Raw genomic sequence first — 10,648 nt, 5'->3', positions numbered from 1 at the left:
CCGACGGCCCGTTGGATCTTTTTGCGCTTTGGTGGCATCCATGAATATCGACTGGGAGAAGCTCCGCCACAAGTAACTGAGCTAACAGGAGACCAGCAGATCATTTTGGAGGTATTGGGTGAGCGCTATCGGCAAATTTATTCCTAAATCAGGTGCGGAATGTCGGATATATCACCGGTTTTTAATTGACTACGAATGTCTTGATATTTCATATCACACCTCACTGACATTGATTTTTTCATGGCATAGATTACTGCCATGTATGTATCAGTCTATCCAATGGTTTGAAAAGTACATTGCTGGTACTGTTATTTCTATGTCATTTCCGTAAAAAAAAGATCACAAATATGCCTATTTTTATTCTTATTTTGTTGGGGCAGTATAAATAATTGTGGCCCCACTCTTGCTAAGTCTTATCCCATTGATGGCCGTGGCCGCCCTGAATGTCCCGCCTTGATCCGCCCCGACAGGGACGAATCACAGGGGAGGGCGGCCCGGCAGAGACCTTCTGATGGGAGCCGTGACAGTGCAAGACACAACCAAACCCTTGCCGCCGCAGCGCTGGCTGCAACTGGAGTTAAAGGCCATCGACAGTCAGGTTGGCCGCTGGCAGAGCCGCCGTTTCGAGATTGCGGCGCTCCATCCCGCCGAGCCTGAGGCTGCCGGTGCCTTGCCCCTTACCCTGTTTCGCGATGAGCGGGGGGATTATCGCTTCAACCTGAGCTCTGGCTCGCCCCGCCTTTTTGTTACCGGAACTGTCACCGGAAGCCGCGTGGACAATGGCTTTGTAGCCGATGGCCTGACCCTGAGTCAGACCGTGGCCGCCGCCTATATGGATGGCGAGCGGCAGGTGCTCTCCTGCCCGCTGCCCGAGGCGCTGCAAGCCTGGGTGGAGGCCTTTATCGGTCGCCACGGCGAGCTGCTGGAGGCCCGTCGCAAGGGCAAGAAGGGCAAGGGACGGGCGCAGGATCAGCTGGGTGTCGATAGCCAGGATCAAGCCAGCTGCGGCGCCGTTAAGGCCACCGGCCCCGATGGCCGCGAGCGTGGCAGCGACAGCGGAAATCGCGCCCATGAGTGAGTTCCTCAAACGCTGGTCGTCTCGCAAGAGCGAGGCGCGCAAGCATCAGGCATTGCAGCCACGGGAAGAGGTTATCCCTGAGGCGGTTGCCGCCCCCATCGAAGGCAGTGGCGAAGCTGAAAATCCAGATAATACGCAGGATAGCCCCGTAGTCAGCACTGACAAGGGGAGCGATGTTCCGCTCTCCATCGAAGGAGCTGAGCCGCGCGGATCAGAGCCCAAAACGGCCCCTTCAGAGAAGCCTGCACTCCCCGACAAGGAGGCGCTGCGGGCCATGTTTCGCAGCCACAAGCCGGATGGGCTCGACGATTACACCCAGGATTTCAGCCAGCCCGAATTGCTGCCCGCGGCCCTGACCGCCGGGCTGCGCAACTGGCTGGTGGATCAGGTGACCGCTCCGGAGAGCGAATCGGCCAATCCGGCCAGCGGATCCGCTGAACCACTTGTGGTTGTCAGCGAACCTGCCGCCGAGCCGCAAGGGCTGGCTGATAACCATTCTCAAACCCCCACCAACGATCGGGACATTTTGGTTTCCTCTGGTGGACAAAATGTCCCAACCAAGGGTGAGGGAATGGAACCCTCAGGATCCTGACTCCCTGTCAGTCACTTTTTTCCCGGGGGAGTTGGCTCGCCTCTTGCTCTCTCGGCTTACCAACAAGCGCCCATCCCATGAGGTGGCGCGCACAGGAGCGTATGTGAGCACTGAACAAACATTGCCAAATCTGAGCCCAAATCTGGCCCCCAGGGCGGGGGCGGCCGCGCATAACGCGCGCGCCTATGCCCTGCAGCATACGGTCAAGACCGACAACCTGATCCCGGCCACTGTCTCTTACCAGAGCCAGGGGCGCCTGCTGCTGGTCGGCCCGGAAGATCGCATTCGCCGCGCGGCCAGTCTGCTGCCTGCCGGGGTGAAGCCCACCCTGCTGGTGACCGAAGCGGTCCACGATGCCGAGGCGGCAGATCTCGAAACCATTTTCGATGCCACCGCATCCCTCGTGGCCCTGACCTTGCGCGAACCGGGCCTGACAGGGTATCTCGGCCAGTTCCAGCTCACCGGCCTCAATGGACAGGGGGAGCGGGTAAATCTGGCTGCGCTCTGTTTTCCACAACAAGCGAATGTTGGTAGCGAACCGCGCTTCGATCTGGTGGCCGATCTGGGCCGTTCGCCGCTGTTTGCGCTGGAGCGCCCGCCGGTGGGTTATCTGCATCTGGCCGATGACGCTGACTTGGCCGAACGACTCGCCGAGCTCTGCGCTCTCACCGGCATCTTCGACAAGCCGCGCTATTTTCGTCTCGACCCCGAGGCCTGCGCCTTCACTGCCCGCGGCGTTCCCGGTTGCAGCCGCTGCCTCGATGTCTGTCCGACCGATGCCCTCAAGCCCATCAATGGGCGCATCCAGATCGATCCCCATCTCTGTCAGGGCTTCGGTAGCTGTGCCTCGGCCTGTCCGACCGGGGCGATTGCCTATCACCAGCCCGATGCCAACACCAGCGGCGACTACCTGCTGCGCCTGCTCAAGCACTACCGCGAGGCGGGGGGCGACGCGCCCCAGCTGCTGATCGCCGGTGAAAGCGAGCGCGAATGGGTGGAAGCCGAACTCACCCGTCTGCCCGCCAACTGGCTGCCGGTCTGGGTGGAGGAGAGCGCGAGTTTAGGCATCGAGAGCTGGTTCGCCGCCCTTGCCTATGGCGCCAGTGCGGTGCGCATTGCGCTGGGTGGCTATGCCCCCGCCAGTGTGCGGGCGCTGGTTGAGCGGGAGCTGGCCAGCGCCGCCGTGCTGCTGGCGGGTGCCGGTCTCTCTGCCGATCGCATCGCTCTATTTGACGCAGATGCTGGTGAGCCTGTTTCCGGCCAGCCAACCGTTGCCCTGCTGGAGAAGCCGCTCAAAGGGGACAAACGGGAAAACCTGTTTGCCGCCTTCGATGCCCTCTGGCAGGCCAACGAAGGGAACCGCGAGCCGCTGGCGGTGCCCCATGGCGCTCCATACGGCAGCGTGGAGCTGAAAGAAGCTGACTGCACCCTCTGCATGGGCTGCGTGGCGGTCTGCCCGAGCCGCGCCCTGCATGCGGTGGGTCATGCGCCGGGCCTCAACTTTATCGAGCAGGATTGCATCCAGTGCGGCATGTGTGAAAAGGCGTGCCCCGAGCAGGCCATCGTACTGATGCCCCGCCTGCAACCCGTGCCCGAGGCGCGCTGCGCCGTGCAGAGCCTCAAAGCCGAAGAGGCGGCCTGCTGCATTCGCTGCTCCAAACCGTTCGCGCCCGCCTCGATGATCCGCCGCATCCAGCAAAAACTGGCCGGTCACTCCCACTTCCAGAACGAGGCCGCCCAGCGGCTGCTGATGTGCGAGGACTGTCGGGTCAAGGATGTGTTTGCAGCGCTGGCGGCGGATCCCGTCTCCCAGCTCAAGGTATGAGGGGCCAGTGATGAGTGAACAACATAACGAAAAGGCTGGCGAACTGACCATGACCGAACTGGAACAGAGCAGCGCCGATCTCTACGCCCTGCTGGCAAGCCTCTGGCGCGCCGCCCCCCGTGGCGAACAGCTCGCCTGGCTGCAAGGGTTGCAGCCGATGCCGGGCCCCTTTGCCAGAGGGCTGGGTCTGGTGCAGCTGGCAGCCAGTAGCCACCACGAAAACGAGCTTGCCGAGGAGTATCAGGATCTCTTTATCGGGCTGGGGCGCGGAGAGATTGTGCCGTTTGCCTCCTGGTATCTCACCGGCTCTTTGATGGAGCTGCCGCTGGCGGTGCTGCGCGCAGATCTGCAGTCCCTCGGTTTTGAGCGCCAGAGCGGAGTGTGCGAGCCGGAAGATCATCTCGCCGCCCTCTGTGAGGTGATGGCGGTGTTGATTGCCGAGCAGCACCCGGAGCGCAACCGCTTCTATGAACGCCACCTTGCCCCTTGGGTACTCGCCTGCTGCCGCGATCAGCAACAGGCGAAAGGGGGCAGCTTCTATCGGGCGGTCGGTGCCCTTGCCGAGGATTTCTTCAAGCTGGAAAACGAATTGCGCCTGCCGTTTGGCGCCTGCGTGGTGCCGGGCTGAACGCCCCTATCTGCGCATAACAAAACGAGCAGACGAGATATCCCATTGGACGCGAAGCTGGCGCGCAGGCGCCAGCAAGAACAACAACAGAGGTCACAAGAATGAGCGATGAACAGCTGAAAGACCCGTCCCGCCGCAATCTGATCAAGGGAGTTGGCGTGGTCGCCACCATAGGCGTATTGGCCGGTGCCACCGGTCGGGTGGTGGGCAAAGAGGTGCTGACCCACGACACCGAGCCTGACAAGGGCTATCGGGAGACCCCCCATGTTCACGACTTTTATCGCACCCTGCGCGGCACTGACTGAGCCGGATCAGTGAAGGAGAACGCATGAAACTGACAAAACGTGCCGAGCAGCCCCAGGCGGGCGAGCAGGGCAATGAGGCCATTCGCGGTCAGGGGCTGACCCGCCGCGCCTTTATGGTCAACTCGGGTCTGGTAGCCGGTGGCGCCGTGGCCGCCGGTTGGCTGGCCCCTGCCATGATGCAGCGGGCCGAGGCCAAAACCGTGGCGGCCGGGGTACCGGTCGAGGTGAAGCGTACCATCTGTTCCCACTGCTCGGTGGGTTGCGGCGTCTATGCCGAGGTGCAGAACGGCGTCTGGACCGGTCAGGAACCGGCCTTTGATCACCCCTTCAACCTTGGCGGTCATTGTGCCAAGGGGGCGGCCCTGCGCGAGCATGGCCACGGTGAGCGTCGCCTCAAGTACCCGATGAAGCTGGTGGGCGGCAAGTGGCAGCGCATCAGCTGGGATCAGGCCATCGAAGAGGTGGGCAACGAGGTGCTGCGCCTTCGCAAGGAGTCCGGCCCCGACAGCGTCTACTGGCTCGGCTCCGCCAAGCACTCCAACGAGCAGGCCTACCTGTTTCGCAAGATGGCGTCGCTTTGGGGCACCAACAACGTGGATCACCAGGCGCGGATCTGCCACTCCACCACGGTCGCTGGCGTCGCCAACACCTGGGGCTACGGCGCCATGACCAACAGCCTGAACGACATGCACAACAGCAAGTCGATCATGTTTATCGGCTCCAACCCGGCGGAGGCCCACCCGGTCGCCATGCAGCACATCCTGCTGGCGAAAGAGCGCAACGGCTGCAAGATTTTGGTGGTCGACCCGCGCCGCACCCGCACCGCCGCCAAGGCGGACATGTACCTCTCCCTGCGCCCGGGCACCGACGTCGCCTTTATCTGGGGCATGCTCTGGCACATCTTCAAGAACGGCTGGGAAGATAAAGAGTTCATCCGCACCCGCGTCTATGGCATGGACGAGGTGCAAAAAGAGGTGGCGCGCTGGACTCCGGCCGAAGTGGAGCGGGTGACCGGCCTCAACGAGCAGCAGGTCTATGGCGCCGCCAAGCTGCTGGCCGACAACCGCCCCGGCTGCGTGGTCTGGTGCATGGGGGGCACCCAGCACACCACCGGCAACAACAATACCCGCGCTTACTGCATCCTCGAACTGGCTCTCGGCAACGTGGGCAAGAGTGGGGCGGGCACCAACATCTTCCGCGGACACGATAACGTGCAGGGAGCCACCGACTTTGGCGTCACCTCCGATTCCCTGCCCGGTTACTACGGGTTGGAAGAGGGCTCCTGGAAGCACTGGGCCCGGGTGTGGAATGTGGATTACGAGTGGATCAAGGCACGTTTCGACAACAAGGCCTACAACGGCAAGTTGCCGATGAACAATAACGGCATTCCGGTCTCCCGCTGGGTGGATGGTGTGCTGGAGAACGCCGATCTGATCGAGCAGGGTTCCAACATCCGCGCCATGTTCTACTGGGGCCATGCGGTCAACTCCCAGACTCGCGGCCCGGAAATGAAGAAGGCGATGCAAAAGCTCGACATGATGGTGATTGTCGACCCGTATCCCACCGTCGCTGCCGTCATGAACGATCGTACCGACGGCGTCTACCTGCTGCCGGCCACCACCCAGTTCGAGACCTATGGTTCCGTCACCGCCACCAACCGCTCCATGCAGTGGCGCGATAAGGTGATTGAGCCTCTGTTCGAATCCAAGGTCGATCACGAGATCATGTATCTGCTAAGCAAGAAGCTTGGCTTTGCCGACCAGCTGTTCAAGCACATCAAGGTGGAGAATAACCAGCCGCTGTTGGAAGACATCACCCGCGAATACAACCGCGGCATGTGGAGTGTGGGTTACACCGGCCAGAGCCCGGAGCGGCTCAAGGCGCACCAGCAGAACTGGCACACCTTCCACAAGACCAACCTCAAGGCCGAGGGTGGCCCGGTCAGTGGCGAAGTGTACGGTCTGCCCTGGCCCTGCTGGGGCACCCCGGAGATGAAGCACCCAGGCAGCCACATCCTCTACGACACCAGCATTCCGGTCTCGCAAGGGGGCGGTGGTTTCCGCGCACGTTTCGGCATCGAGTATCAGGGCGTCTCGCTGCTCGCCGAAGACTCCTGGCCGAAAGGGAGTGAGGTGGAAGACGGCTATCCCGAGATCACTGCCGACCTGATGAAACAGCTTGGCTGGTGGGATGAGCTGACCGAGGCCGAGAAGAAAGAGGCCGAGGGCAAGAACTGGAAGACCGATCTCTCCGGCGGTATCCAGCGGGTCGCCATCAAGCACGGCTTCGTCCCCTACGGTAACGCCAAGGCGCGCTGCGTGGTGTGGACCTTCCCGGATCAGGTGCCCAAGCACCGCGAGCCGCTCTACACCCCGCGCCGCGACTTGCTGGCCGACTACGCCACCTGGCCTGATTCGAAGAGTCTGTGGCGCCTGCCGACCCAGTACGCCTCTGTGCAGGAGAAGGACGTCAGCAAGGAGTTCCCGATCATCCTCACCTCCGGCCGTCTGGTGGAGTATGAGGGAGGCGGCGACGAGACCCGCTCCAACCCCTGGCTCGCCGAGCTGCAGCAGGAGATGTTCGTCGAGATCAACCCGGCGGATGCCAACGATGTTGGCGTGCAAGATGGTCAGGATGTGTGGGTCGAGGGGCCGGAAGGGGGCCGGGTCAAGGTCAAGGCGCTGGTGACCCCGCGGGTCAAGCCGGGGCTCGCCTTTATGCCGTTCCACTTCGGCGGCCACTTCGAGGGCAAGGATCTGCGATCCAAATATCCGGAAGGGTCTGACCCTTATGTGCTGGGGGAGTCGGTCAACATAGTCACCACCTATGGTTATGACCCTGTCACCCAGATGCAGGAGACCAAGGTCACCCTGTGCCGTTTTCGCAAAGTAGGAGCCTGACCCCATGGCCAGAATGAAATTCATGTGTGACACCAAGCGCTGCATCGAGTGCAACGGCTGTGTGACGGCGTGCAAGAACGAGAACGACGATGCCCTCGAGTGGGGCATCCAGCGCCGCCGGGTGGTGACCCTCAACGACGGCCTGCCGGGGGAGACCTCCATCTCGGTCGCCTGCATGCACTGCACCGATGCCCCCTGCATGGCGGTCTGCCCGGCCGACTGCTTCTATCACACCGACGACGGCATAGTGCTGCACAACAAGGATCTCTGCATCGGTTGCGGCTACTGCCTGTTTGCCTGCCCGTTCGGGGCGCCCCAGTTCCCGAAAACCGCCGCCTTTGGCGATCGGGGCAAGATGGACAAGTGTACCTTCTGCGCCGGTGGCCCGGAAGAGGATCACAGCGAGGCGGAGCGCCAGAAGTACGGTGCCAACCGCATCGCCGAGGGCAAGCTGCCCATGTGTGCCGAGCTCTGCTCCACCAAGGCACTGCTGGCGGGTGATGCGCAGGTCATCTCCGACATCTTCCGCGAGCGGGTTGCCTATCGCGGTGCCCCTCATGCTGGTTGGGGGGCTGATGAACAGGCGCTCTATCGCGACGCCAGCAAACCTCACGATGGCAGAGGCAAGGGGCTCAAGCTTGGCAAGCAGGAGGATGGCCAATGAGACACTGGCTGACAGCGCTGCTGACGGCCTTGCTGCTGTTCAGCGCGCCCGGCTTCGCTGATGTGCAGAAAGAGGCAGTCGGCTTTGCCGGCGCCGATTACTGGCGGGCGGTTAAGGATGGGCAGGAGGGGTATACCACCTCCCGCTCACCGGAGCACGGGGTACTTATCTCGGTGCCGGGCCAGCTTTGGTTCGAGGTGAAGACCAAGTGGGTGTCGCCGCTCGGTGCCATCGCCATCTTCGGATCGCTTGCCATGTGCGGCCTGATGTACCTGGTGGTGGGGCAGACCAAGCTATCCAAACCCCGCACCGGGCGCAAGCTCAAGCGCTGGAGCAGGCTGGATCGGGCGCTGCACTGGACCACGGCAGCCATGTTCCTGACCCTTTCCGGGTCGGGGCTGGCCATCATCTATGGCAAGTACTTCATCAAGCCGGTAGTGAGCCTCGGGGTGTGGGAGAACTGGATCTGGTTTGCCAAGGTGTTCCACAACTACGTGGGGCCGCTCTTCTTCCTCTGCCTGATGGGGGTACTTATCAAGTGGTTCCGCCACAACATCGTCAACATGGTGGATGTGCGCTGGTTCATGAAGGCGGGTGGCATGCTGGGCCCCCACAAGGGCAGTCATCCCTCGGCGGGCTTCTCCAACGGAGGCGAGAAGGCCATTTTCTGGTTGCTGATCTGGTTTGGCGGCATCGTCGTGGCGACCGGGCTGTTCCTCGATTTCCCCATCTTCGGCCAGCTGCGCCGCCAGATGGAGTGGGCCAGCTTTATCCACATCGTCGGGGCCCTCATCCTCATCTGCGGCTTCATCTTCCATATCTATATGGGCCTGTTCCAGCTGGAAGGGGCGCTGGAGGGGATGGTGACCGGCGAGGTGGACGAGACCTGGGCCAAGGAGCACCACGACCTCTGGTATGAAGAGGTGAAGCACACCCTCGATGAGCCCAAGGCGGGTAAATCATGATGGTCGACAAAGAGTAAAGGGAAGGGGCGCTGCGGCGCCCCTTTTGATGGCGGGTCGATCGTGATGGCAAATTGATTGAGCGATGCCGCAAACGGCGATGGTTTTTTGGGCCACCTTGAGCAACAGTAACAGGGGTTCCATTCACACAAGGGATGACAAATGATGAGAAAAGCATGGCTGGCAGCGGTATGTGCATCTGCGCTCTTCGGTGGTATTGCGGGCGTGGCGCAGGCGGCTGACGGGATCAAGACCCAGCAGGTGCAGTTCAAGAAGGGGGAGTCCGGGGCAACCATCAACGGCACCATTCAGGGCAGCCAGACCCTCGATTACAAGCTGACGGCCAACAAGGGCCAGAGCATGGTGGTGATCCTGACCGGCAAGCCCTACTTCAATATTCTGCCGCCAGGCAGCACGGGGGAGGCGATCTTTATCGGCTCCACCGAAGGGAACAACTTTGAGGCGACCCTGCCAGCCAAGGGCACTTATATCATTCGGGTCTACCAGATGGGGGCGGCCGAGAGCAGCAAGGCCAAGACGCCGTTCAAGCTGGAGGTGGGCATCAGCGGTTAATGCCAGCAGCTGACAAGCATCACGACGGTGGCGGCCACAAAGAGCCGCCACCGTTGTTTTATCCCCTCAGTTTTTGCCTCGCCAAGGTCAATATTCGCCCCGGGCCAGCCGCTCGAAGTAGCTCTGATAACGCCCGCTGGCGATGGCCTGCTGCAACTGCTGATTGAACAGATCCCGCAGTTTGGCCGAATCCGGCATCTTGCGCGGGAACATCACGAAGCTGTCGTTGCGCAGAAAAGGGGTCTGGCTGTGGGTGATGAGCGCGGCGCTGGCGGGATCGAGCTGGCTCTGCAGTTCGGCCAGACCGACCCGCAGTTCTTGCGGATAGAGGTCGATCCGCCCGCGCAGCAGCTTGCCGAAGTTCTGTTTCACGTCGGTGACTTTCTGTTGGGTCACCTTGCCATCGGCCACCATCTTGTCCAGCTCGGGCCCGTAGCTGTAGGCGATATCGCCCCCCAACCGCATGCCGATGATCTGCTCAAGGCGCTCGGCCTGCAATTTCCGTGCTTTGAGGGAGAAGAAGACAAACTGCTCCTGCAACACCGCCTCGCTGAACAGAAAATCCTGTTCCCGATCCGGCTTGTACATCCAGACCGCGGTGGCGTCGTAGAGCTGGCTGTTGGCCGCCAGCGAATAGACCCGACCCCAGGGGGCGAAGTGGAACTTCACCTCATAGCCCGCCTCCTTGAACAGATCGCGGATGAGGTGGGCCACCGGCCCGTGCTGTTTCGACTGCTCCGCGACAAAGGGGGGCCACTCGCCGACGATGATGTTGAGCACCCGCCCCGGTGCGGCGAGAGCCGACTGGCAGGTCAGACACAACCACAGAGCAAGCAGCGGGATCAGGCGCATGGCAACAAGAAGGGGGCGCAGGCTGGCTGAGTCGAGGGCATCAGGGTCACTCCCGGCTGGAATGCGGTTAAGGGGGTTGGGTTGTCCGCAATGCTAACATGAGTCTCATTCCTTGCCGTGGATATTTGTCTCGCCGAGGGCGCCGGGCACCTATTTTGGCCGCAGGGTATGCCCACGCTCACAAAACCGATCGATTAAACGTCATATGATTGATTTCATTATGAGTCTTACTCTCCTGCCGAACGGCAATTTCACGTAAATCAAAGAGA

The 10,648-nt window shown here is 61.6% G+C and carries 10 protein-coding genes; 9 read left to right on the top strand and 1 reads right to left on the bottom strand.

The features are described from left to right. Positions 1 to 511: 511 nt before the first annotated feature. The 9 genes from OKC40_RS10945 (at position 512) to OKC40_RS10905 (ending at position 9,527) form a co-directional block, all read left to right on the top strand. Positions 512 to 1,078, top strand: coding sequence for a DUF3305 domain-containing protein (locus OKC40_RS10945; protein ID WP_270795211.1), 567 nt, complete (start codon positions 512 to 514; stop codon positions 1,076 to 1,078). Next, on the top strand, positions 1,071 to 1,670 hold the full coding sequence (locus OKC40_RS10940) for a DUF3306 domain-containing protein (RefSeq protein WP_270795209.1): 600 nt from the start codon (positions 1,071 to 1,073) through the stop codon (positions 1,668 to 1,670). Before OKC40_RS10945 ends, OKC40_RS10940 begins: the two co-directional genes overlap by 8 nt. 103 nt (positions 1,671 to 1,773) lie before the next feature. Then, positions 1,774 to 3,495, top strand: a complete 1,722-nt coding sequence (locus tag OKC40_RS10935; protein ID WP_270795207.1) for a 4Fe-4S binding protein — start codon at positions 1,774 to 1,776, stop codon at positions 3,493 to 3,495. Positions 3,496 to 3,505: 10 nt separating this feature from the next. After that, positions 3,506 to 4,123, top strand: coding sequence for a TorD/DmsD family molecular chaperone (locus OKC40_RS10930; protein WP_075114851.1), 618 nt, complete (start codon positions 3,506 to 3,508; stop codon positions 4,121 to 4,123). 101 nt (positions 4,124 to 4,224) lie between these two features. Beyond that, positions 4,225 to 4,428 (top strand): transcriptional initiation protein Tat, encoded by a 204-nt coding sequence (locus OKC40_RS10925; protein ID WP_005303194.1) that lies wholly within the window; start codon positions 4,225 to 4,227, stop codon positions 4,426 to 4,428. A 23-nt stretch (positions 4,429 to 4,451) separates the two neighbouring features. Further along, a complete protein-coding gene (locus tag OKC40_RS10920; protein WP_270795205.1) occupies positions 4,452 to 7,328 on the top strand; it encodes a formate dehydrogenase subunit alpha in 2,877 nt (958 codons plus the stop codon). 4 nt (positions 7,329 to 7,332) lie between these two features. After that, complete coding sequence (gene fdh3B, locus OKC40_RS10915; RefSeq protein ID WP_182963486.1) at positions 7,333 to 7,992, top strand: formate dehydrogenase FDH3 subunit beta; 660 nt, start codon at positions 7,333 to 7,335, stop codon at positions 7,990 to 7,992. After that, positions 7,989 to 8,957, top strand: a complete 969-nt coding sequence (locus tag OKC40_RS10910) for a formate dehydrogenase subunit gamma (RefSeq protein WP_270795204.1) — start codon at positions 7,989 to 7,991, stop codon at positions 8,955 to 8,957. Before fdh3B ends, OKC40_RS10910 begins: the two co-directional genes overlap by 4 nt. 159 nt (positions 8,958 to 9,116) lie before the next feature. Further along, positions 9,117 to 9,527, top strand: a complete 411-nt coding sequence (locus OKC40_RS10905; RefSeq protein ID WP_270795203.1) for a DNA breaking-rejoining protein — start codon at positions 9,117 to 9,119, stop codon at positions 9,525 to 9,527. Between the two features lie 87 nt (positions 9,528 to 9,614). Here OKC40_RS10905 and OKC40_RS10900 read toward each other — a convergent pair whose 3' ends face one another. Beyond that, a complete protein-coding gene (locus OKC40_RS10900) occupies positions 9,615 to 10,379 on the bottom strand; it encodes a substrate-binding periplasmic protein (protein WP_234603617.1) in 765 nt (254 codons plus the stop codon). Between the last annotated feature and the right edge of the window lie 269 nt (positions 10,380 to 10,648).

The organism is Aeromonas sp. QDB11, assembly GCF_027705265.1.
Lineage (GTDB): Bacteria > Pseudomonadota > Gammaproteobacteria > Enterobacterales > Aeromonadaceae > Aeromonas > Aeromonas allosaccharophila.
Note: the sequence above shows the minus strand (reverse complement) of the source record. Positions and strands in the feature narration are given on the sequence as shown.